Source organism: Photobacterium angustum, from assembly GCF_003026365.1.
Lineage (GTDB): Bacteria > Pseudomonadota > Gammaproteobacteria > Enterobacterales > Vibrionaceae > Photobacterium > Photobacterium angustum.
On record NZ_PYOM01000011.1, the window covers coordinates 112,801 to 136,175 of the forward strand.

The 23,375-nt window shown below is 40.5% G+C and carries 20 protein-coding genes; 8 read left to right on the top strand and 12 right to left on the bottom strand.

The genetic code is table 11. The annotated features are described in order from the left end of the window. Positions 1–64 precede the first annotated feature (64 nt). From recJ to xerD, 3 genes are all read right to left on the bottom strand, one after another. Entirely contained in the window at positions 65–1,789 is a 1,725-nt protein-coding gene (gene recJ / locus CTN01_RS12940) for a single-stranded-DNA-specific exonuclease RecJ (protein WP_045149135.1), read from the bottom strand. Between the two features lie 114 nt (positions 1,790–1,903). Beyond that, entirely contained in the window at positions 1,904–2,632 is a 729-nt protein-coding gene (gene dsbC / locus CTN01_RS12945; RefSeq protein ID WP_045083731.1) for a bifunctional protein-disulfide isomerase/oxidoreductase DsbC, read from the bottom strand. A 160-nt stretch (positions 2,633–2,792) separates the two neighbouring features. Then, a complete protein-coding gene (gene xerD / locus CTN01_RS12950; protein ID WP_005369667.1) occupies positions 2,793–3,689 on the bottom strand; it encodes a site-specific tyrosine recombinase XerD in 897 nt (298 codons plus the stop codon). A gap of 213 nt (positions 3,690–3,902) precedes the next feature. On the opposite strand from xerD, the gene fldB reads away from it, so the two are divergent. Then, on the top strand, positions 3,903–4,424 hold the full coding sequence (fldB, locus tag CTN01_RS12955) for a flavodoxin FldB (RefSeq protein ID WP_045128359.1): 522 nt from the start codon (positions 3,903–3,905) through the stop codon (positions 4,422–4,424). 74 nt (positions 4,425–4,498) lie between these two features. Here fldB and brnQ read toward each other — a convergent pair whose 3' ends face one another. Continuing rightward, on the bottom strand, positions 4,499–5,812 hold the full coding sequence (gene brnQ, locus CTN01_RS12960; protein ID WP_045149134.1) for a branched-chain amino acid transport system II carrier protein: 1,314 nt from the start codon (positions 5,810–5,812) through the stop codon (positions 4,499–4,501). A gap of 378 nt (positions 5,813–6,190) precedes the next feature. On the opposite strand from brnQ, the gene CTN01_RS12965 reads away from it, so the two are divergent. Together CTN01_RS12965 and srmB are read left to right on the top strand one after the other, a co-directional pair. Then, positions 6,191–6,913, top strand: a complete 723-nt coding sequence (locus CTN01_RS12965; protein WP_045149132.1) for a tRNA1(Val) (adenine(37)-N6)-methyltransferase — start codon at positions 6,191–6,193, stop codon at positions 6,911–6,913. Between the two features lie 194 nt (positions 6,914–7,107). Further along, positions 7,108–8,358 (top strand): ATP-dependent RNA helicase SrmB, encoded by a 1,251-nt coding sequence (srmB, locus tag CTN01_RS12970; RefSeq protein ID WP_045083727.1) that lies wholly within the window; start codon positions 7,108–7,110, stop codon positions 8,356–8,358. Positions 8,359–8,436: 78 nt separating this feature from the next. Here srmB and yaaA read toward each other — a convergent pair whose 3' ends face one another. Then, on the bottom strand, positions 8,437–9,210 hold the full coding sequence (yaaA, locus tag CTN01_RS12975) for a peroxide stress protein YaaA (RefSeq protein ID WP_045083726.1): 774 nt from the start codon (positions 9,208–9,210) through the stop codon (positions 8,437–8,439). Between the two features lie 109 nt (positions 9,211–9,319). After that, a complete protein-coding gene (locus CTN01_RS12980; RefSeq protein ID WP_045083725.1) occupies positions 9,320–10,747 on the bottom strand; it encodes an alanine/glycine:cation symporter family protein in 1,428 nt (475 codons plus the stop codon). Between the two features lie 444 nt (positions 10,748–11,191). On the opposite strand from CTN01_RS12980, the gene CTN01_RS12985 reads away from it, so the two are divergent. Continuing rightward, entirely contained in the window at positions 11,192–11,374 is a 183-nt protein-coding gene (locus CTN01_RS12985) for a DUF3545 family protein (protein ID WP_005369686.1), read from the top strand. 70 nt (positions 11,375–11,444) lie between these two features. Here the strand turns inward: CTN01_RS12985 and ung are convergent, their stop codons facing one another. Both ung and nfo read right to left on the bottom strand, forming a co-directional pair. Further along, positions 11,445–12,107 carry a uracil-DNA glycosylase gene (gene ung / locus CTN01_RS12990; RefSeq protein WP_045083724.1) on the bottom strand — a complete coding sequence of 221 codons (663 nt, stop codon included), beginning with the start codon at positions 12,105–12,107 and terminating at the stop codon, positions 11,445–11,447. A 92-nt stretch (positions 12,108–12,199) separates the two neighbouring features. Continuing rightward, a complete protein-coding gene (gene nfo, locus CTN01_RS12995; protein WP_045149190.1) occupies positions 12,200–13,048 on the bottom strand; it encodes a deoxyribonuclease IV in 849 nt (282 codons plus the stop codon). Between the two features lie 322 nt (positions 13,049–13,370). Between nfo and grcA the strand changes: the two genes are divergently transcribed. After that, positions 13,371–13,748 (top strand): autonomous glycyl radical cofactor GrcA, encoded by a 378-nt coding sequence (gene grcA, locus CTN01_RS13000; RefSeq protein ID WP_005369692.1) that lies wholly within the window; start codon positions 13,371–13,373, stop codon positions 13,746–13,748. A gap of 131 nt (positions 13,749–13,879) precedes the next feature. Here the strand turns inward: grcA and thrC are convergent, their stop codons facing one another. Genes thrC through thrA form a run of 3 tightly spaced genes read right to left on the bottom strand, consistent with a single transcriptional unit; the run spans position 13,880 to position 18,589 of the window. Continuing rightward, on the bottom strand, positions 13,880–15,169 hold the full coding sequence (gene thrC, locus CTN01_RS13005) for a threonine synthase (RefSeq protein ID WP_005369694.1): 1,290 nt from the start codon (positions 15,167–15,169) through the stop codon (positions 13,880–13,882). A 2-nt stretch (positions 15,170–15,171) separates the two neighbouring features. Next, complete coding sequence (gene thrB, locus CTN01_RS13010; RefSeq protein ID WP_045083722.1) at positions 15,172–16,128, bottom strand: homoserine kinase; 957 nt, start codon at positions 16,126–16,128, stop codon at positions 15,172–15,174. A 1-nt stretch (position 16,129) separates the two neighbouring features. Further along, the gene (thrA, locus tag CTN01_RS13015; protein ID WP_045149130.1) at positions 16,130–18,589 is read right to left on the bottom strand and encodes a bifunctional aspartate kinase/homoserine dehydrogenase I; all 2,460 of its coding nucleotides are present in this window, start codon (positions 18,587–18,589) and stop codon (positions 16,130–16,132) included. A gap of 423 nt (positions 18,590–19,012) precedes the next feature. Here thrA and aceK point away from each other — a divergent pair, with 423 nt between their 5' ends. After that, positions 19,013–20,731: a bifunctional isocitrate dehydrogenase kinase/phosphatase gene (gene aceK, locus CTN01_RS13020; protein WP_045083720.1), complete on the top strand. Its 1,719-nt coding sequence runs from the start codon at positions 19,013–19,015 to the stop codon at positions 20,729–20,731. Positions 20,732–20,904: 173 nt separating this feature from the next. Beyond that, positions 20,905–21,372 (top strand): hypothetical protein, encoded by a 468-nt coding sequence (locus CTN01_RS13025; protein WP_045083719.1) that lies wholly within the window; start codon positions 20,905–20,907, stop codon positions 21,370–21,372. 14 nt (positions 21,373–21,386) lie between these two features. Here CTN01_RS13025 and CTN01_RS13030 read toward each other — a convergent pair whose 3' ends face one another. Continuing rightward, positions 21,387–21,884 carry a putative 4-hydroxy-4-methyl-2-oxoglutarate aldolase gene (locus CTN01_RS13030; RefSeq protein WP_045083718.1) on the bottom strand — a complete coding sequence of 166 codons (498 nt, stop codon included), beginning with the start codon at positions 21,882–21,884 and terminating at the stop codon, positions 21,387–21,389. Positions 21,885–22,599: 715 nt separating this feature from the next. Between CTN01_RS13030 and arcA the strand changes: the two genes are divergently transcribed. Beyond that, positions 22,600–23,319 (top strand): two-component system response regulator ArcA, encoded by a 720-nt coding sequence (arcA, locus tag CTN01_RS13035; RefSeq protein ID WP_008988472.1) that lies wholly within the window; start codon positions 22,600–22,602, stop codon positions 23,317–23,319. The last annotated feature ends 56 nt before the right edge of the window (positions 23,320–23,375 follow it).

Below are 23,375 nucleotides of genomic sequence, written 5' to 3' on the forward strand. Positions count from 1 at the left end.
AGACTTTATCTGCCTTGAACATCTCGCCATTATGGTATTGACCGTCAAAAGTTGAAAATAATACTTATTTCGCGATTAAATCTTCAACCATCAGTTGCACACTGCGATTACCTCGGTATTCATTAACATCTAAACGGTAAACCAATTCAACTTGTTGAACCGATGCATCAGGCCAACGTTTCACATCCACATTAAAGGCAATCGCATCAATCACAGTACCGCCACCTAGAGGCTCTACCATCATTTTAAGGTGTTTACCGCCCACTAACTTTTGGTGTAATAATCGAAAAGTGCCATCAAAGGTTGGCTCAGGGAATTGTTGCCCCCAAGGACCACCAGCACGAAGAATTTCAGCGACATCTAGGTTTAATTCATGACAGCCTAACTCACCATCTGTCATCAATACCCCTTTTAGCGCTTCTTCATCAAGTACATTGCGTACCACCGCATCAAAAGCTTTACTAAAAGCATCTAGTTTATCTTCAGGGATAGTAAGCCCAGCTGCCATCGCGTGACCACCAAATTTCAAAATCATCCCAGGATTTTGAGTATCGACAAGATCTAGCGCATCACGCATATGTAATCCTGGAATTGAGCGACATGAGCCTTTAATCTCACCGTTACCCGCATCGGCAAATGCGATCACTGGGCGATGATATTTATCTTTAATACGTGAGGCTAAAATACCAATCACACCTTGGTGCCAATCGCGCTGGAATAGCACTAAACCATAAGGCATATCTTGCTGATTAAACTTCAAACGCTCACAAATCGCTAAGGCCTCATCTTTCATGCCCTGCTCTATTTCTTTTCGAGTCTGATTTAAGCCATCTAGCTCTGATGCCATACGACGCGCTGATTGAATGTTGTCACACAACAGGAGTTCAACCCCAAACGACATATCATCTAATCGTCCTGCGGCATTAATACGAGGCCCTAAAGCAAACCCTAAGTCACTAGTCACTAAACGTGCTGGATCGCGATTGGCAACCTCAATTAGCGCTTGAATACCAGGACGACACTTACCCGCACGAATACGTTGTAAGCCTTGATGTACTAAAATACGGTTATTGCCATCAAGTGCAACGACATCAGCTACAGTTCCCAGTGCGACTAAATCGAGTAATTCAGCCAAATTAGGCATGGCGATGCCTTGCTGTTCAAACCAGCCTCTCTGACGCAATTCAGCGCGTAGTGCCAACATGAGGTAGAAAGCAACCCCGACACCACATAGCGCTTTAGATGGAAACCCACACTCATTCAAATTTGGATTAACAATCGCATCAGCGATCGGTAAACAATCACCTGGCAAATGGTGATCGGTAACTAATACGGTCAAGCCTTTTTCTTTCGCTACCGCAACGCCAGCAATCGAAGATACCCCGTTATCCACGGTCATAATTAGCTCTGCGCCACGTTCAATGGCTTGTTCAACCACTTCAGGACTCAGGCCATATCCATCGTCGAAACGGTTAGGCACTAAATAATCAACATTTTTACAGCCGAGCATACGAAGCGCTAACACAGATAATGCTGAACTTGTTGCACCATCAGCATCAAAATCACCAACAATGATAATTCGTGTGTTTTGCGAAAGTGCATCCACTAACAACTGAACTGCACTAGCCATACCATGAAGCTGATTGTAATTAAGTAGCCCCTTGGCACTACGCTCTAACTCAGCATCATTTTTGATCCCACGGCTAGCATAAATACGTTGTAAGATCGGAGGGATTTGATCTGAGAACCCCTCAGTATCTGCTAAAGGGCGACGTTTAATTTCAATCATAATCAGGCTTCTTATCAGTATTATTATCTTTTCATAGTAACGAAATAGCCTATAACAAAAAAGCCTGAACATAATGCTCAGGCTTTCTATTATTCCATCATCGGCTACGATAAATTAGCTTTTTGGTTGGCTATCAAGTAGCTGACGTAATGCCGCAGGCGGCTGATAACCAGGGATCATCGTACCATCAGCGAGAACAATAGCAGGCGTACCGTTCACACCCATTGCGACACCAAGCTCGTATTGTGCACGCACTAAATCAGGACGAGGTGTGATCTTACTTGTATCAAAGTTGCCACTCTTCGCATCATCCATCGCTTTTGCACGATCTTTAGCACCCCAGATCGCACTCATTTGATTAAAGTTGCTAGAACGCTCACCACCACGAGGGAAAGCTAAATAACGAACAGTAATGCCTTCGTCATTATATCCTTTGATCTCATTATGCAACTTACGACAGTAACCACAGCTTGTATCGGTGAACACGGTAACGACATATTTTTCGTTCTTTGCAGGATAGACAATCATGTCTTTTTCCATCGCTGCAATTTTATCCTTGTTCATTTTTGCCATTTTTTGCTCTGTTAAGTTAACAGGCTGCGCACCATTATTTTCGTATAAGTGGCCAACGACAAAATACTTACCATCATCAGAAGCATAAACAATGCCACGCTCTGTCATGATTTCATTTAATCCAGAAATCGGAGACGCTTCAATCGATGAAGGGGTTAAGCCTATTTTAGCAAGTTGCTGACTAATCGCCGCTTCATCTGGCTTCGCTGCCGCTGAAAAAGCCGTTAAAGCAACCGCTGTTGCCACAATTGTTCGGCTGATAAAGTGCATTTAATTTATCCTTAATTAATGATGATATTCTCAATATTTATGAGACCTAATCCATCGTAAAATAGTTTCAAATTTTCTACTATCATTTGTTAGGCAAGAATAAGTTAACTCTAACGGAACGCAAATAGTATTCACTAATTTACCTAACACTCTCTCACAATTATGCGCGAGGATGGTGAGTTTGGTGTAATTGTTTTAACCTTTCCGTTGCAACATGGGTATAAATTTGTGTGGTTGATAGGTCACTATGTCCTAGCAACATTTGTACCACACGAAGATCCGCACCGTAATTTAATAAGTGCGTTGCAAAGGCGTGACGCATCACGTGAGGTGATAATGTATCTGCGTCAATTCCAGCTAAAACAGCATAGTGTTTAATCCGATGCCAAAAGGTTTGACGGGTCATTTGTCTTGCTCGGCGACTAGGAAATAACACATCAGAGCTTTTTTCTCCCAGTAGTTGCGGACGCCCTGTTTCAATAAATTGTTCAATCCAATCGACGGCATTTTCTCCCATCGGGACTAATCGCTCTTTATCACCTTTACCAGTGATCCGCACAACACCTTGGCGCAAACTAATATTTTCCATTGTTAATGTCACGAGCTCGGTTACACGCAAGCCTGTTGCATACAATAATTCAAGCATCGCTTTATCGCGTAGTTCAATCGGATCATTAACATCGGGCGCTTCTAATAACGCATCGACTTGCGCTTCACTTAAATCTTTGGGTAAACGTTTAGGTAACTTAGGTGTCACTAGCATCGCACTCGGATCATCGTCGCGCATCTTTTCACGATGTAAATATTGAAATAAACGACGAATCGCAGAAACCATACGTGCACGTGAGGTTTGCTTATAATCTTTATCAAATAGCCATTGTTGATAACGCTGTAAATCATCAACTGAAACACTGATGACATTACGTGACTCTTGTTTTAACCAGCGTAATAGCTTGGTTAAATCATTGCGGTAAGACGACAAGGTATTTTCAGATAATCCTCGCTCCATCCACATCGCATCCAGAAAACGTTCGATAATAACGTCATCGTTTTCCATTTATCACTCCAAAACCTGTGTTAGCAAAGCTTGAACACATGGATAAAAACACAGTACTTTATTCATCATAGGGTATTTTAAACCAAAAGTAACGAGGCTTATTACAACAGATAATAAGCGAAAAAATGTTGGATGCTTTTATTCACTTTATTGAGCTTGTAAGGTCATTACAGGTACACTCAAACAATAAATAAAAATACTAGGATACTCAGCATGAAAATCGGTTTGTTTTATGGCTCAACCACCTGCTATACCGAAATGGCAGCAGAAAAGATCCGTGATTGTATTGGTACTGAACTGATTGAACTGCGTAATATAAAAGAAGCAGACATCAGTGAGATGAACCAGTTTGATATGCTTATTTTAGGTATCTCAACTTGGGACTTTGGTGAACTGCAAGAAGATTGGGAAGCCGTGTGGCAGCAGCTTGATGGATTACGTTTAACCAATAAAACCATTGCATTGTTTGGCTTAGGCGATCAAGAAGGCTACACCGAGTGGTACCTTGATGCGATGGGAATGCTGCATGACAAACTATTAGAAGCAGACGTTCAATTTATTGGCTATTGGCCTAATGATGATAGCTACCAATTTGAAGCATCAAAAGCCCTTACAGAAGATAAACAATTTTTTGTTGGTTTAGCGTTAGATGAAGATGGTCAATATGAACTCTCCGACCAGCGAATCACCCAATGGTGTGAGCAAATTATGCTTGAGTACGCCGAGACCCTGTGAGCAATCACAAATCGTATATCGATAAAAAGGGATGCACATGACATCCCTTTTCTATGTTTATTTCAACAGTGAACTTACGCTAACTTATCTTGTGGCCCCATCGATTTGCCACCGATAAAGCGCGTGATCGCAAGCGCAATCAAAGTAGGTAACACCCAACCCATACCATAATTAAATAGTGGTAAATCACTGAACATTGATACATCAAACTTCAGGTACTTCGCCACATCAATCATGCTAAAGATAAAAGAAACCAACAGCACAACACGGTATGCTAAACGTGGATTCGGTAACCATTTACGTACTAAGGTTAATGCGACCAGTGCAATAGCAACAGGATACAAAGCAAATAACACAGGTACTGATAACGCAATCAACTGGTTTAAGCCCACATTGGCTACTACTGCACATATTACCGCTAAGATCACCGCCCACTTTTTGTAAGACAATGATGTTAAAGAGCTGAAGTAATCTGCACATGCACTGATCAAACCGATCGCAGTTGTTAAACAGGCAAGTAATACAATTGCAGATAGGATTACCTGACCCGGCGCACCAAATAATGCCATCACATAGCCCGTTAAGATAACGCCACCATTACCCGCATTAGGTGTAATCGCTGTACTTGTCGCGCCTAAGTAAAATAATGAGATATATACAAAGGCTAAGCCTGCTGCAGCAATAAGACCGGCGTAGATCAGGTAGGTACAGGTTGTCTTTTCATCACTAACACCTTTACTGCGGATCACATCAACAATCAGCATACCAAACATCAAGGCTGCGAAAGTATCCATGGTGTTATAGCCTTCAAGGAAACCTTTAGTAAATGCCTGTGTTACATACTCACCCTGTGCTGCAACAATCAAACCTTGTGGATTTACAAATACCGCAATGGCCAGTACAGCCAATACGATAAACAGTGCAGGTGTTAAGAACTTACCAATCATGTCGATCAGCTTGCCACGAGACCAAGCAAAAAATAGGGCTACTGCAAAAAAGATCACAGAAAAAGTCGTTAAGCTTGCTTGACCAGCGTCTGCAGCCATAAATGGTTTTACTGCCATTTCATAAGCGACTAAACCTGTACGCGGCGCAGCAAAAGCAGGACCAATAATAATAAAAATCAACACCGCCATTAATGTTGCGATTTTTGAGGGTAAATCACGTGTTAACCCCTGCCAGCCCCCACCCGCCATTGCAACGGCAATAATACCAATTAAAGGTAGACCAACGGCTGTGACTAAAAAGCCAAACATAGCCGAAAGCATATTTTCACCGGCAAGTTGACCCGCTAATGGTGGAAAAATAATATTCCCAGCACCAAGAAAGAAAGCGAAAGTCATAAAACCTAACGCTATAATGTCTGTTACTTTGAGTGTCTTTTTCAAACTGCACCTTCCACTCTTCTATGGGTTATGTGTTGTGTTTTTATAATTATCTGCGTTGACTACAAAATTAAACATATATAACCAACGAAAACATAATGGATAAAAACAGCATTCTTGGCAATAGTGTAGAAATAAACACCACATAATCCATACATAAAGGGTTAAACGCAAAACAAAGAACCATCAAGAGCCAATAAATAAGAACATAACACCAATTAAAAACAAAAGATTAATATATAAACAAAATTCAAACATAACAGTTAACCATATCGAAACAAAAAACGTTCAATAACCAAGCAACTGTGATGGTTAGCGTTATAACCATTACGATTAATCGTTTATTCCATTATTTAGTTCAAAACACAGGAAGAAATAGCCATGTCACGCGGCTTTAGCTTTAAACAATTTCACGTCAATGATTTAGGCTGCGGAATGCCAATCAGTACCGATGGTGTATTGCTAGGAGCATGGGCTGCCATGCCTCAACAAGGTAGAGTGGTTGATATTGGTACCGGCAGTGGTTTATTAGCACTTATGGCCGCACAGCGAACAAGCACGTTAACTTTACCTATTACTATCGAAGCTATCGAAATAGATCCACAAGCCGCAGCGGCAGCACGCCAAAATTTCATAAATTCACCTTGGCATCAACGCTTACAGTGTATTGAACAAGATGTCACTGAATGGCGACATACACAGCCCCCTAACAGTGTTAATGCGATTGTTTGTAATCCCCCCTATTTCAACTTTGGTCAGCAAGCAGAACAATCACACCGTGCCACTGCTCGACATACCGATACATTTAGCCATCAACAGCTACTTAAAACGCTTCAATGGCTACTCACAGAAGAAGGGATCGCCAGTATTATCTTGCCAAGTTACGAAGGACAGCGCTTAATTGAAGCCGCGGCTGAATATCATTTACACTGTATCGAAAGTTGCGATGTCCAAAGCACCGAGAAAAAAGCACCTATTCGACTACTTCTACAATTAAGTAAAAAGAAACAAATCTGTACTTCATCTCACCTTTGTATTCATAAAGATGGTGATTATTCAATTGAATTCAAAGCATTAACGAAAGGGTTCTATCTAAAAATGTAACCTAAAAGGACATTTATATACCATGTAGACGTTGTAATAATCATCAATGATTGAAGTTTTTATGTTTTAATCGGTGTCACTTACGCCAAGAGTGGCTATAATGCCGCCCCTTAAATATTTAATACCCTTGTTGTTATTCTTTGCAATTGGCATACGATAACGACACATAGCATTTGTCTTGGGAGAGATAACTGGTGAAAGACTTTTCCGAATTAGAGTTAGATAGCGAGCTGTTACGAGCAATTGAAGAAATCGGCTATAGCCGCCCAACAGTGGTTCAAGCGCAGGCTATCCCTCATGCCCTTGACGGTAAAGATGTAATGGCTTCTGCGCCAACAGGGACCGGAAAAACAGCAGCCTTTCTTCTACCGATGATCCAACACTTGCAAGATTTTCCACGCAAAAGACCAGGACCTGCACGTATTCTGATCTTAACGCCAACGCGTGAACTTGCTATTCAAGTTGCCGATCAAGCAAGAGCATTAGCAAAATATACAACACTAAAAGTATTTACCATCACCGGCGGTATCTCATATGACGAACATGCCGAAATGCTGGGTAAAACTCAGGATATCGTGGTAGCAACACCGGGTCGTCTTATGGAGTACATTGAAGCTGAAAAGTTTGACTGTCGTGCTATCGAATGTTTGATCCTTGATGAAGCCGATCGCATGCTAGACATGGGCTTTGGTAAAATTGTTGAGCGTCTTAACCATGAGTGTCGCTGGCGTCGTCAAAGCTTATTGTTCTCCGCTACCTTAGAAGGTAAAGGTGTACGTGAGTTTTCAGAAACAATTTTAAATGAACCTGTTGAAGTTAATGCAGATCCTTCTCGCCGCGAACGTAAAAAGATCCATCAAATGTACCTTCGTTGTGACAACATGGATCACAAGCTTGCTCTGTTAGAAAACATCATTAAAGAACAAGCAGAACGTACGATTATCTTTGTGAAAACACGTGAGCGTCTAGGTATCCTTCGTGGTCAACTAGAAGCCATGGGGATCCCTTGTAACTGGATCCAAGGTGAAATGGCACAGGCTGCACGTACAAACATGATCACTCGTTTTCGTGATGGTGTTGTTAACGTACTGATTGCGACAGACGTTGCAGCACGTGGTATTGATTTACCTGATGTTAGCCATGTGATCAACTTTGATCTACCACGAACAGCTGAAGTTTATGTACACCGTATTGGTCGTACTGCGCGAGCTGGTAAGAAAGGAACGGCAATCTCATTGGTGGAAGCACATGACCAAAGCATGATTGAACGTATCAGCCGCTACATGAAAGAAGAAGTGCAAGAACGCTTTATTCCTGGCCTACGTCCACAGACCAAAAAAGCAAACACGGCCAAGAAAAAGAAAAAAGTGAGTAAAAAAGTAAAAGAAGCGAAAGCGAAAAAGAAAATCAAACAAGCGGCAAAAAAAGGCCAAGCCAAATCATAATTTTCTCTTTTACTATATAGATAAAATAAAAAGGCCAACTCTCAGGAGTTGGCCTTTTTTCAAAACAATATTAAAGAACTATTGTTCTTCTCGCTTAAATACGAATTCTTTCGCCGTTGATTCCGATTCTACAAAGTAATAACCTGCGGTATCAAATTCTTTTAACGCTTCAATCGATGTGATTTGATTATCAAGAATGTAACGCGCCATCATGCCACGAGCTTTTTTGGCGTAAAAGCTGATCACTTTATAATTACCGTTCTTACAGTCTTTAAAAACTGGCGTGATCAGTTGAGCATTCAATTTCTTCGGTTTGACCGATTTAAAATATTCGTTAGATGCAAGGTTGATCAGAATATCATCGCCCTGCTCTACTAATGCTTGGTTCAATTTATCGGTAATAATATCACCCCAAAATTGATATAAGTTAGTGCCGCGAGGGTTCGCCAATTTCGTACCCATCTCTAAGCGGTAAGGTTGCATCAAATCTAATGGACGCAATAAACCATATAAACCAGAAAGCATACGTAAATGCTGTTGAGCATAAGCAAACTGTTCTTCTGTCATGGTTTCAGCCGCAAGGCCGGTATACACATCACCTTTAAAAGCCAATATTGCCTGACGGGCATTGTCTTGCGTAAATTGTGGCTGCCACTCAGCAAAACGAGCAGCATTTAAACCTGCAATTTTATCGCTTACTTTCATCAAGCTTGCAATATCCATTGGCGTAAGCTCACGACATACATCAATCAGTTCAGCAGAGTGATCCGTAAGCTCTGGCAAAGTATAGGTTGATGTTGCCAATGGCGATTCATAATCAAGGGTTTTAGCGGGGGAAACCACAATTAACATAAGGCTTTTTCCTTTAAAGTCTGACACAAAAAGACTACCACTAAACAATAAAAAAGCCACTTAGAAACTAAGTGGCTTTAGTTATTTCAATAATAGGCTTTAACAATGATTAGGATTTCTGCTTATCCCAGATCCCTTCTTCCAGTTGTGCATGTAGCTCTGGATAATCATTGCTATCAAACGTCGGTACCTTACCAAGCGATAACTGTTTATTATAATCAGTTGCCAACTTCACCACAGTGCCTGACAGTAAAACTATCGCGACTAAGTTAATCAGTGCCATCATCCCCATTGATACATCCGCCATTGCCCATACCGTTGGAAGATCAGCTAACGCCCCAAACATCACCATAAATAGCACCACAACACGAAAAATATTCAATCCGATTTTATGGTTATGCTCAAGAAAAATAAGGTTGGTTTCAGCATAGGAATAATTAGCAACGAGCGATGTAAACGCAAAGAAGAAAATTGCAATAGCGATAAACACAGAGCCCCAGTCACCGACTTGTGAACTCAAAGCGCGCTGAGTTAACTCAATCCCTGTCACCTCACTATGAGGGACATATTCGCCTGACATCAAAATAATCGCGACAGTAGATGAACAGATCACCATTGTATCCATAAACACACCAAGCATTTGCACATATCCTTGCGAGGCGGGATGAGGCGGATAAGGTGTTGCAGATGCTGCCGCATTCGGTGCTGATCCCATGCCAGCTTCATTCGAAAATAAACCACGCTTTAATCCATTAATCATTCCTTGAGCGATGGTATATCCCAATGCGCCCGATGCGGCTTCTTCTAGACCGAAAGCACTGCGAAAAATCATCATGATAATTTCGGGCAGTTTTTCAATGTTGATCGCCATAATATAAAGGGCAAGCAACAGATAACATAATGCCATGGCAGGAACTAAAATTTCCGCGGTTCTTGCAATAGTACGCAAACCACCAAAAATGATGACTCCCGTCATGATCACAAGTCCAATACCAACATATATCGGTGACCAGCCAAAAGCGACGTGAGCAGCCTGACTTATCGAGTTAGCTTGAACCGAGTTAAACACTAAGCCAAAAGCAATGATCAAAAAGACCGAGAACATAACGCCCATCCAGCGCATGCCTAATCCTTTTTCCATATAATACGCAGGACCACCACGATAATTACCATCATCATCACGGGTTTTATAAAGCTGAGCTAATGCACTTTCTGCAAAAGCGGTCGCCATACCAAGCATAGCGATCAGCCACATCCAAAAGATCGCGCCAGGGCCACCCAAAGTTAAAGCTACGGCTACTCCCGCCATATTACCAGTGCCGACTCTAGCCGCTAAGCTCGTACATAATGCTTGGAAGGAAGAAATGCCTGCACTGTCTGATTTGCGACTGTTTTTCATCACCTTAAACATATGGCCAAAATGACGGAACTGGATAAAGCTCAAACGGTAGGTGAAGTAAATACCGACTCCTATCAGTAAATAAATTAATACCGAGCCCCAGAGTAAGTCATTTAAAAAGGTAATTTGGCTGGACAAGTGGGTTCCTTCTACAACGCAGTACGTATTGAATAAATAATGGCAGTGGATGTGGTATTCATCTTCACCAACTCAAACTAAATCATTACAATTTAGTAACCAAATAAAGCAATTGCACATTGATATTTCCTCTTTTATTTGTATAGACCTATTATGATGGGATATATCAAAAAATTTCATTCATTATCACATGAAATACACTAAGGGTATATTTTTTAAGTAAATATCTAAAACCCTCCCACTAAATCCAAACATAAATAAAGCCTTACCGCGAGTTGTTTTCTTACATTTTCGGTCATAAAAAGGATATATTTGACTTTTAGCACATAAAAATTTCATCTTTAAGCAACAAATGAGAAACACTTCAATTTTACTCTACCCCATATTGTGATAATTAATGACCTTGTAGCTTATAGTTAGCTATATCATAGGAAGAGGTGCTTTATGGATAGCTTTGCATTTGATGATATGTTCACAACAGAAACCGTCTCTCGTCGCTCTCGAGCAAAACCTGAAAAACGTAAATGGCGTGAAATTGAAGCCTTAAAAGATCGTCAACGACTTCGCCGTGAGCTTCAAGATATGGATATGTGCGGCAGTTACAATGCCGATGAATTCGACTTTTAACAAACCGTTCCAGACGAAAAAATTAAACGCCAGCATTTTGCTGGCGTTTTGTTTACCGAAATAAATTCGTTTATAACTGCCAATTAATCGCTGATTTTCCCATTTCAGCGAGTAACTGATTGGTTTTAGAAAAATGCTGACAACCAAAGAAACCCCGATATGCAGATAACGGTGATGGATGCGCAGAATGTAAAACATGATGACGCTCGGTATTTATCTTTTTACCTTTTTTCTGAGCATGTGCACCCCACAGTAAGAAGATCACTCCTTCTGTATTATCGTTAATGTACTCAATCGCACGATCGGTAAATGTTTCCCAACCAATCTTAGCGTGGGAATGCGCGTTCCCTTGTTCTACTGTTAGGACGGTATTAAGTAATAAAACACCTTGCTCTGCCCACGGCTGCAAATAACCATGTTCAGGCACTACAAAACCTTCAATATCAGTGGCTAATTCTTTATACATATTCGCCAATGACGGTGGCGTTTTAACACCCGGGAGTACAGAGAAACTTAAACCATGAGCTTGCTTTGGCCCATGGTAAGGATCTTGTCCTAAAATCACGACCTTGGTTTGCTCTAATGGCGTCGAGATAAATGCATTAAAAATATCTTCTTGAGGAGGAAATACCACTTTTCCTGATGCACGAGCAGCGTCAACCGCCTGTTCAATCTCAGAAAAATACGCTTGTGCTCGTTGTTGCTCGATAAATGTAGACCAGCTAGCGGTCATAAGTACTTCCTCATCAATAGAATTTACTCAGTAAGAATATCAAAATCAGCTCACAGGCGAGACAAATAGTCGACGCCTTCATTTATAGCCACTTATTTTTTAGCGGCAAAATCACGTAATGTCGCAATTTCTTGATGCCAAATATCAGGATTAATCGTTTCTAAAATAAGAGGCATATGATTAAAACGATCATCTTGCATGATATAGCGGAAACAATCCCAGCCAATCACTCCTTCACCTAGACTATGGTGGCGATCTAAATGACTCCCTAAATCACCTTTGGAATCATTTAAGTGCATACCTCGGAGATATTGCATTCCAACAACATCATCAAATTCAGCAAACGTTCGATCTGCAGCAGTTTCAGTACGTAAATCATATCCAGCCGCAAAGGTATGGCAGGTATCAATACAGACACCTACCCGCGTTTTATCTTTAACTTGATCGATGATTTCCGCTAAATGTTCAAACTGCCAACCTAAATTTGAACCTTGTCCCGCCGTATTTTCGATCACTGCAACCACATCACTTACTTGTTCATGCGCAAGATTTATTGACTCAGCAATCAGCTTTAAACACTCTTTTTCAGAAATTTTTTTTAAATGACTCCCCGGATGGAAGTTCAAAAGGTGCAATCCAAGCTGTTTACAACGCGACATTTCATCAATAAAAGCAGCACGCGATTTTTCTAACTTTTCAGCCTCTGGTGCACCTAAATTAATCAAATAAGAGTCATGTGGCAAAATAGCATTGGCATTAAACTCTAATTGAGAACAACGCGCTTTAAACGCAGCAATAACATCCGCCTCTAACGGCTTAGCCACCCACTGACGCTGATTTTTAGTAAATAGAGCAAAAGCATTCGCACCAATTTTTTCAGCATTTACTGGCGCATTAAATACCCCACCAGCAGCAGAAACATGAGCACCAATCAGTTTCATAGCAATTTTTACCTCACTTATATCACTTGGCATTTCAAGCCAAACATAAACATTTAATAAACATTACAATCACAATTAAAAATCAAATATGTTGTAAAATAACAACATTTGGACGCTAAAATATTTTTTATCGATTAAAATTTATTCTTGATTCCCCCTTAAAATGGCGTTAGATTGACTTAGCTCAATAAAACAGCCCTACTTTATTTAAGGTTTTTTGTTGTAATTTGATCTAAGTCAATGCACAAGTAGCCGTGCTGAGTTAAGAGTAAATAACTCAGCAAAAAAGAGTAAATTAACACCACTTTCTCGGAGATAAGTTATGATTACTGGTATTCAAATTACTAAAGCTGCAAACGATGATCTACTAAACACTATCTGGATCCTAGACAGCGAAACAAACGAAGCTCGTTGTGTATGTGCTCTATCTGGTTTTGAAGCTGACCAAGTTGTTGCTCAAGCAGATCTAGGTGACATCGAGTACCGTGAGCTTGCTATCGAAGCTCCAGCAAAAATCGAAGGCGGTCAGCACCTAAACGTAAACGTTCTTAAGCGTGAAACATTAGAAGATGCTGCTAAGCACCCAGAAAAATACCCACAGCTAACAATCCGTGTTTCTGGTTACGCTGTTCGTTTCAACTCACTAACTCGTGAGCAACAACAAGACGTTATCGCACGTACTTTCACTAGCAGCCTATAATTTCCTGTTAGCTTGCCTTATTAGGTACGTAGCAATAAAAAAACGGCACGTTTAATGTGCCGTTTTTTATTATCTGTAATAACAGAATAAAAAAGGAACCTCAGCTCCTTTTTTAGCCTATATACTATTCGCTATGACTGTACTGAACGTAATACCGCCTTCACTGCTTCAAAATCATTATCACGTTCTAAAGACAATAATTCCATCGCATTATGCTTCGCTAACGGTGCGGGTAATGGAATATCTTTATCTAAGATCTCATCCACGACTTCTTTAAATTTCGCCGGATGCGCAGTACAAAGGAACAAACCTGTTTCGCCATCATTTAATTGCTCGTTAAGAATACGATAAGCAATCGCACCATGAGGCTCACATAAATAACCTTCTGCAGTCATTTGCTTTAAGGTTTCAGCTGTTTGCTCATCTGTCACCGCGCCATAACCTAATTCATTTAAGCCCCAACCTTTTAACTGACAAAGCTCTTCGATACGTGGCCAGTTATTCGGTTGGCTAACATCCATCGCATTTGAAATAGTTGGAACGGTTACTTTTGGAGACCACTCACCCGTTTGTAAATAACGTGGAACCGTATCATTTTCATTCGTTGCCGCAATAAAGCGTTTAACGGGTAAACCTAGCGATTTAGCTAATAAGCCTGCCGTCAAATTACCAAAATTACCACTTGGTACTGAAATAACTAATTGCTCACGTTCCGCTTTAGGCAGTTGAGCAACAGCTTCAAAGTAATAACAGATCTGCGCCATTAATCGGCTAATATTGATCGAGTTTGCAGAGTTTAAACCCACTTCTTTGCGTAACTCAGCATCATCAAATGCTTGTTTCACTAGCGCTTGGCAATCATCAAACGTGCCATTCACCGCAACCGTTGTAATGTTCTTCCCTAAAGTACAGAACATCTTTTCTTGTAATGGACTGATCTTCCCCTTCGGGTACAAAATCACAACCTTGATGTTATCCATACCATAGAAAGCATGCGCAACAGCGGCACCTGTATCGCCTGATGTCGCGGTTAAAATCGTGATATCACTTTCACTATCAGCCGTTACTGCTGCTAGTGATTGCGCCATAAAGCGACCACCAAAATCTTTGAATGCTAAGGTTGGGCCATGGAACAATTCTAATGCATACACGCCGTCTTTTACTTTATTGATAGGTGCTGGGAATTGGAATGCGCTATCAACCATTTGGCTAACAGTTTCTTCACTTAGCTCATCACCGATAAACGCGGAAAGGATCTTACTACTACGAGTGACAAAATCCATCTCTAGCAATGCATCAATATCGCTAAATTGAGGGAGTTCTGATGGAAAGAATAGACCTTGGTTACGTCCTAATCCTTGACGTACAGCCTGACCAAATGAAACCTGCTCTTGATGTTCTTTTAGATTATACAATTTCATTGTTATAGCTCACTTCCTGTTACTTTTGCGCCCAAGTTGTCTAATCGACAAACATGAACAAATCCTTCATCATTCTGAACATAATGTTCTTCGAGCCAACGTGCAAGTCGTTTAGCGACCTCTAAATCGGTGCAAACACTAAACATGGTTGGTCCAGAGCCTGAAATACCACTCGCAATCGCCCCTGCATCTAACGCATGCTGACGTGCTTGCGCAAAGCCAGGTAACAGCTTTTCACGGTAAGGTTCAGCCACGACATCTTTGATCATCTTCGCCGCTAACAGTGGCTGGTTTGAGTGACAAGCATGAATAAAACCACCTAAATGACGACCATGAGTGATCACATCTTGGCGACGATATTGTGCAGGTAAAATTGCACGCGCTTCAGCGGTTGGAACTTTAATCCCTGGGTAAGCCATTACCCAATACCAATCATCAAAACAAGGGACTTTCTGACTTATGATCCCTAATTCTTCCACCATGAACTGCAATCCACCAAGAAAGCACGGTGCAACGTTATCATAGTGAAGACTTCCTGAGATCTCACCTTCCATTTCCCCCATGAGCGCTAATAACTCTGTTTCATTAAGCGGTTGATCATGGAAACGGTTAAGTGCATCTAATGCTGCAACAATCGAACAAGCACTTGAACCTAAGCCAGATCCAATCGGCATATTTTTTTCTAATGTCACATCAACAGGGAGTAACGCGCCCCCTTTTTTATCCAGCTCTCGTGCAAACACTTGCCAGCAACGATAGACAATATTCTCTTCAGCCTGTTGCGGCAGTTTATCAACAAAGGCTCCAACGCATTGCAAACTAAAAGATGTTTGCCCCGCAGCCACTTTTACTCGATCGCCCAATAAGGTGCCATCAATTGGTGATACTGCCGCGCCTAAAACATCAAAACCAACACTCACATTACCAATTGATGCCGGAGCATAAACAACAACACTCATCTTATACTCCTCGCTTCCAGCCTAATGTACGCATTAGATCGGCAAATACACCCGCCGCCGTTACTTCCGTACCCGCACCGTAACCACGTAATACAAGTGGGATAGGTTGGTAGTAACGGCTGTAGAAAGCTAAAGCATTCTCACCATCTTTAATTTTAAACATTGGATCATCAGGGTTCACCGCAACAATTTTCACCGAGCAATGGCCGTTATCGATTTCACCAACATAACGCAGTACTTTGTCCTCTTTTGCCGCTTCTTGAGCTAATTGAGTAAAGTATGCATCCGCTTGTGATAAACGCGCCATGAAATCATCGACAGAGCCTGAAGCATCAAAGCCTGGTGGTAGTGCTTGTTCAACATCAACGTCTGAAAGTTCTAATTCAAGCCCTGATTCACGTGCCAGAATAAGTAGCTTACGTGCAACATCCATACCTGATAAATCATCACGAGGATCGGGCTCAGTAAAGCCATTATTACGCGCAACGGTTGTCGCTTCGCTAAAGCTCATGCCTTCATCCAATTTACCGAAGATATATGACATTGAGCCCGATAAAATGCCTGAGAAGCGCTGTAGTTCATCACCTGCGGCCAATAGGTTCTGCAAGTTTTCAATAACGGGTAAACCTGCACCTACCGTAGTGTCATACATAAATTTACGACGGCTTAAACGTGCCGCTTGGCGTAATTGCTGGTAATAAGCCATGCTAGCCGTGTTTGCTTTCTTATTCGGTGTAATAACATGGAAGCCTGCAGCAAGGTAATCGGCATATTGCTCAGCAATAGTTTGATCCGACGTACAATCAATGATCACTGGGTTGATAATGTGATTACGCTGAACAAGCTGGATCATACGAGCAAGATTGAGTGGCTCATTCACCGCCCCCATTTGATCGCGCCAGTTATCTAAGTCAAAGCCCTCACTGCTAAGGAGTAATCCTTTGCTGTTCGCCATACCACAAACTCGAATAACAATACCGTCATCAGCAAGTTTACTTTGCTGACGCTGGATCTGATCGATCAACTCACCACCAACACCACCGACACCAATTATAAAAACATCTAAGAAATGCTGACTATTAAATAAGTTCTCATGGCACGCTTTAACAGCTTCTGGCACTTTATTTTGTGGAATAACGGCTGAAATAGCACGCTCAGATGATCCTTGTGCAATCGCAACAATATTGACATCTACTTCAGCCAAAGAGGTAAAGAAACGCGATGCGACGCCGTGAGAAGTACGCATACCATCGCCAACTAAAGTAACAATAGATACGTCATCAGAAAACTCAACAGGCTCAAGCAGACCTTCTTTTAATTCCAATTCAAAACTTTCGTTTAGTGCTTTTTCAGCTTGAACGTGATCTACCGATTCAATACAGAAACTAATGCTGTATTCAGACGATGATTGAGTGATCAACACAATAGATACCCCCGCAGATGACATAGCGCCAAATACGCGTGCAGCCATACCTACCATCCCCTTCATACCAGGGCCTGATACGTTCACCATCGTAAGATCTTTTAGGGTGGTAATACCTTTAATGGCTAATTGATCTTCACCTGTATCTTGACCAATCAATGTCCCAGGTGCTTGTGGACTAAAACTATTTTTAATTAAGCATGGAATTTGAAACTGGGCGATAGGAGCGATAGTTTTAGGGTGAAGTACCGAAGCGCCAAAGTAAGACAGTTCCATTGCTTCTTGATAGCTTAAAGATTTCAACAAGCGCGCATCAGGGACTAAGCGAGGATCACAGCTGTAGACACCATCAACATCAGTCCAAATTTCACAACAATCCGCGCGCAGACATGCGGCAAGTACTGCTGCAGAATAATCAGAACCATTACGACCCAGTGTTACTAGCTCACCTTTGCTGTTACCTGCGGTAAAGCCCGGCATAATACAAACATGCCCTGCAGGTAATGGATCTCGTCGGAAATTCTGCGTTGAAATTTCAATATCGACATGAGCTTCAAGGTAATCACCTTCAGCATAGAGATATTTAACCGGATCGATAAGACTTGCAGGCTGACCTTTCGCTTCAAGTAAAGCTTTCATCGCTGCAATAGAAAGATGTTCACCTTTACTGATGATTGTCGCATACACATTATCAGGACATAAACCTAATAATTTAATACCGTGAACATACTCTTTTAGTTGTCCTAAAGAGCTCGCCAGTTTGGCATCTAAAGCGGCTTTATCAAACTGAGGCTCTAAAGCTTTTAAGCCACTGAACAATTCAGTAAATACCTTTTCAAGATCAGCCAACTGTAGTGATGATTCACCCGTTTTCACGGTGTTATCAATCACTGAAACTAATTTATTTGTTACTTTCCCTGGTGCTGATAGCACAACAGAAACATCACCTTGCTGAGCATTACTCGCAATAATATCTGCTGCTCTTAAAAATCGCTCTGCATCGGCTAATGATGAACCGCCAAATTTAAATACTCGCATTCCCTACTCCCGAGTGACTATCCTGATCTATCTAGTTATCGCATCTAGATATACTCAAATATGTGAATTTAAAATCGTAAAAAAAAACCCGCAGCTCATTATGAGTTGCGGGCTTATTGTTAATCTTTGCGTATATCAGCCCGCACCAACACCGAAGATGTTAATGGTAATAATAATGCGTGTAATGGCGTGAGAGCTGAATACATTTTTCATTGGTCTACAAATTCTTTTTTGCTAATAGCTTACGTTTACAGCAATCATACATTAGAGTCAATAACCTCTTTACAATTGCACAACACAATAGACAGTGAAATTAATCAATTATCAGTCATTTTAATTAACAAAAATGGCTATTCTATTTGCAGTCATGCGGACTACGTTGCATAGTTAGGCGTGAATATATTGCATCGGGAGGAGTACCAAATGAGCGCTGCCATGGAATCATTAATTGCCCATACCATCTTACAAGGCTTTGATGCCATGTACGGTCGCTTTCTCGATGTAACAGCTGAAGCACAAGAACGTTTTGAAAAACAACATTGGGGGCTTGTTCATAATGCTTTAAAGAAGCGGATCAGCTTTTATGACCATCATGTTGAATTAGTCACAAACCAAATTCAAATTATGCTAGGTGAACGTTACGCCAATCATGATTTTTTAATGGCTGTAAAAGTGGCCTACCAAGATTTACTCTTAGACTATCCTCGTTACGATATTGCTGAGAGCTTCTTCAATTCGGTATATTGCCGTATATTTAAACACCGAAATATTAATCGCGATAAATTGTTCGTTCATACTTCACAAGAAGATCGTGTTCCCCCCTACCCAACATCACTAACTCGCCACTATCGTGTTAAAACGACGCTGAGTGCGATGTTTGAAAGAATGCTCGACGACACGCCCTTTACGTTAACTTGGCAAGATAAATCGAGAGATATCCAACTATTACTTAAACACTTACAACGGGATCTAGGTAATAAGTTCAATCAAGATACAACGTTAGAGCTTATTCGTGAGCCTTTTTATCGTAATAAAGCCGCCTATTTAATCGGAAAACTCACATTCTCTAATGGAGATTTCTGTCCCTTTGTTGTTCCGATTTTAAACGATAATAATCATGAAATTTATCTTGATGCGTGTATTTGTGATGTCAACGATGTCAGTATTATTTTTGGTTTTGCGCGATCATATTTTATGGTTTATGCACCAGCACCAGCCGCATTAGTACGTTTCCTTTCACAGTTAATTCCCAATAAAACCCTTGCTGAACTTTATACTGCGATTGGCTGCCAAAAACATGGAAAAACAGAGTTTTACCGTGAATTTTTAGCCCATTTAGCGACAACTGACGATCAATTTGTCGTAGCGCCTGGCATAAAAGGCATGGTGATGTCGGTATTTACCCTCCCATCTTATGATTTTGTCTTTAAGATCATTAAAGATAAATTTGCACCTCAAAAGGATATAAGCCACAACACTGTCAAAGAAAAATATCAGCTAGTAAAAGAACATGATCGTGTGGGTCGTATGGCGGATACACAGGAGTATCGTAATTTCTGTTTTCCTCGAGAGCGTTTTAGCGAAGCATTAATCCAAGAGCTACAGTCGATCGCTCCCTCAATCGTTACGCTGACTGATGATACGATTATGATTGAGCATTTATATATGGAACGACGCATGGTGCCGTTCAATCTCTATATCGAAAAAGCAGACGATGATGAGCTACGCTATGCCATTAATGAATACGGCGAAGCTATAAAGCAGTTAGCCGCAGCCAACATTTTTCCTGGTGATATGCTATTTAAAAACTTTGGCGTGACTCGGCATAAACGTGTGGTATTTTACGATTATGACGAAATCACCTACATGACAGAGATGAATTTTCGTAAAATTCCACCGCCGAGATACCCAGAAGATGAACTAGCAGCAGAGCCTTGGTATAGCGTAGGGATCAATGATGTCTTTCCCGAAGAGTTTCGTACTTTTTTATTAATAAACCCTAAAGTACGCACATTATTTGACGAACTGCATAGTGATTTGTTTGAAGCAAGCTATTGGCAAAAGTTACAACAGAATATTTCTGAGGAAAATTATCCCGATGTGATCCCTTATCCATCGGAATATCGATTCCATCAGTACTAATGAATATTACAAAAACGCCATCATATTGTAACAATTAAAACACTAGTTACATAAAATAAGTGTACTGGCTCATACAATGTAAAACAGGATGTCTATTTCTCAAATCTGAAATGCCATTTTATCTACCAATACCCTAAAGTTAGTAACATAAAATAATAATTAGAGATAATGGTATGGCGAGATTATTATTAGGGACGATTTTATTATTAGGTATTCAGCCTGTATTTGCCTCTGAATTCGATGACTTCGAACCCACTTATAATAGCAATAAAGAACAATCATCAGGATGGTTTCTATCGTCACAGTCACGTCATCAACAAGCATTTGATGTTTGGCAAATTGACAGCGGATACGCCTATACCATTACTAAAAATACTCAACTTTATTTAAGTACCCAATTAACATCAGGCACAGCAACCCAGCGAGGATCGAGAGGTATTGCATCAGGTGTTAAATATAATTTTACGCCCAAAGTCAGCCTACAAAGTGAAATAAATACTGCAACGACTAAGGAGAATACAAAGTTAGGGATAGAGGTCAGTAGTCAATATGATGTATCTGACCAACTGAACCTTAGAGCAACGGTTGATTATGAAGAACTCGAACAAGTCATAGAGTTTGGATTAGGGTTTAGCTTTTAAGTAAAATTTAGCTATTAGCCACTTAAAACAGATAAATCCAACGCCTGCTTAGACAAGATAATTCCATTTAAATCCGCATAAATATAATCACCAGGATAAACTAGTTTTTCACTGATATTTAATGTCACATTAAGCTCTCCCATTTGACGTTTCACTGTCTTAATCGGACACCCCCCTAATGCTTTTACACCTAAATTTAATGTCGCTAATGTTGATATATCACGAACCGCACCATTAACAATGATTCCTTGCCAATTATTTTTAATTGCCAACAATGCTAATTGATCACCAAGTAACGCACGTCGACAACTACCATGCCCGTCAATAAATAACACTTTACCAGTGCCGTCTTGAGATAATATGTCACGTACTAAACTATTATCTTCAAAACATCGAAGCGTGACACATTGTCCGTAAAAAATGTTTTTTCCACCATAATCATGACATCCAATTGGCAAAAGATGGATATCTTGTTCATAGTGATCGCATAAATCCGGTAGTAAATCTTTCATCACTCACTCTCCTTAGTATCAGTTAACTTGATCAATACTCATCTTCTCTAACATCAAAAAGTAAATTAACAATGTTACCTACCTCTTAATGGTTAAACGCAAAAAAACAACACCGCTCAGAACAAAGGTAACGTTATAAACAAAATAGCTATATAGAAGACGTATTAACAGCTTTTAGCGCCAATCTAATAAAAAATCAGGTTTAAATTCATCACACATAAAACATGCAACATAACGACGTCAATGTTACAATTAAAAACATAACGTAAATAACATGTTGTAGTTAATGTAAGTTATAGCTCGAAAAACACACAATCGGTATGTTTTTCATGAAGATTTAACTTGGGGGTAATCTACCCACGATAGTTTTGTCGATATTGTTAAAAATAAGAGTGAATAATCTATCTTTGCTCATTCTGTTTGATATAAATCAACAAAGATATAAATAGCTATACTAAACAAACACACAACATTGTTAGAGAGCTGTTAAGTGAATACAATCGCTGCATCAATTAGGGAGAGTGTAGCCAACACCTCAATATATGAGGTATTTCGATAGTTTTAATTATCGGGAAAAGGATGGTGTACCAACATAGGCAGCGATTTCGTAACAAATAAGTATTCTTGTTAATACTTTGCCTATATGTGAATTTTTTTTATAGAATTTAACTTACTCTGTTCATGCAGATTTGGTTTTTGATATTAGGTACTGCCAATGCAAACCCCTCACATTCTTATCGTAGAAGACGAGCACGTAACACGTAACACCCTAAAAAGTATTTTTGAAGCGGAAGGTTACACAGTTTTTGAAGCTAACGATGGCGCAGAAATGCACCAAATGCTTTCTGAGAATCCTGTTCACCTTGTGATCATGGATATTAATCTGCCAGGTAAAAATGGTCTTCTACTTGCTCGTGAGCTTCGTGAACAAGGCGATATGGCGCTAATGTTCTTAACAGGTCGTGACAACGAAGTAGATAAGATCCTAGGTCTTGAAATTGGTGCTGATGATTACATCACAAAACCTTTCAACCCTCGTGAATTAACTATCCGTGCACGTAACTTACTGACTCGTGCTATGAACCAAGGTCTTCCTACTGAAGATAAGAAATTGGTTGAGCGTTACGAGTTCAACGGTTGGTCTCTTGAAATCAACAGTCGTTCACTAGTAAGCCCAAGCGGTGATCAATTCAAGCTTCCACGTTCTGAATTCCGCGCACTACTTCACTTCTGTGAAAACCCAGGCAAGATCCAAACTCGTGCAGATCTTCTTAAGAAGATGACAGGTCGTGAGCTTAAGCCACATGACCGTACAGTTGATGTAACTATTCGTCGTATCCGTAAACACTTCGAATCTGTTGCTGATACGCCAGAGATCATTGCAACAATTCACGGTGAAGGTTACCGTTTCTGTGGTGATCTTGGCGAAGAGTAATTCGTTAAGTTCAGACCATAATAAAAAAGGCTCCTAAGGAGCCTTTTTTATATTTA

Coding starts and splice junctions, on each gene's coding strand:
- CTN01_RS13025 (WP_045083719.1), top strand. CDS start 20,905: ATGGCGAGATTATTATTAGGGACGATTTTATTATTAGGTATTCAGCCT.
- CTN01_RS12965 (WP_045149132.1), top strand. CDS start 6,191: ATGTCACGCGGCTTTAGCTTTAAACAATTTCACGTCAATGATTTAGGC.
- nfo (WP_045149190.1), bottom strand. CDS start 13,048: ATGAAACTGATTGGTGCTCATGTTTCTGCTGCTGGTGGGGTATTTAAT.
- arcA (WP_008988472.1), top strand. CDS start 22,600: ATGCAAACCCCTCACATTCTTATCGTAGAAGACGAGCACGTAACACGT.
- dsbC (WP_045083731.1), bottom strand. CDS start 2,632: ATGCACTTTATCAGCCGAACAATTGTGGCAACAGCGGTTGCTTTAACG.
- grcA (WP_005369692.1), top strand. CDS start 13,371: ATGATTACTGGTATTCAAATTACTAAAGCTGCAAACGATGATCTACTA.
- ung (WP_045083724.1), bottom strand. CDS start 12,107: ATGACCGCTAGCTGGTCTACATTTATCGAGCAACAACGAGCACAAGCG.
- recJ (WP_045149135.1), bottom strand. CDS start 1,789: ATGATTGAAATTAAACGTCGCCCTTTAGCAGATACTGAGGGGTTCTCA.
- CTN01_RS12985 (WP_005369686.1), top strand. CDS start 11,192: ATGGATAGCTTTGCATTTGATGATATGTTCACAACAGAAACCGTCTCT.
- thrC (WP_005369694.1), bottom strand. CDS start 15,169: ATGAAATTGTATAATCTAAAAGAACATCAAGAGCAGGTTTCATTTGGT.
- yaaA (WP_045083726.1), bottom strand. CDS start 9,210: ATGTTAATTGTGGTTTCCCCCGCTAAAACCCTTGATTATGAATCGCCA.
- fldB (WP_045128359.1), top strand. CDS start 3,903: ATGAAAATCGGTTTGTTTTATGGCTCAACCACCTGCTATACCGAAATG.
- thrB (WP_045083722.1), bottom strand. CDS start 16,128: ATGAGTGTTGTTGTTTATGCTCCGGCATCAATTGGTAATGTGAGTGTT.
- xerD (WP_005369667.1), bottom strand. CDS start 3,689: ATGGAAAACGATGACGTTATTATCGAACGTTTTCTGGATGCGATGTGG.
- aceK (WP_045083720.1), top strand. CDS start 19,013: ATGAGCGCTGCCATGGAATCATTAATTGCCCATACCATCTTACAAGGC.
- thrA (WP_045149130.1), bottom strand. CDS start 18,589: ATGCGAGTATTTAAATTTGGCGGTTCATCATTAGCCGATGCAGAGCGA.
- CTN01_RS13030 (WP_045083718.1), bottom strand. CDS start 21,884: ATGAAAGATTTACTACCGGATTTATGCGATCACTATGAACAAGATATC.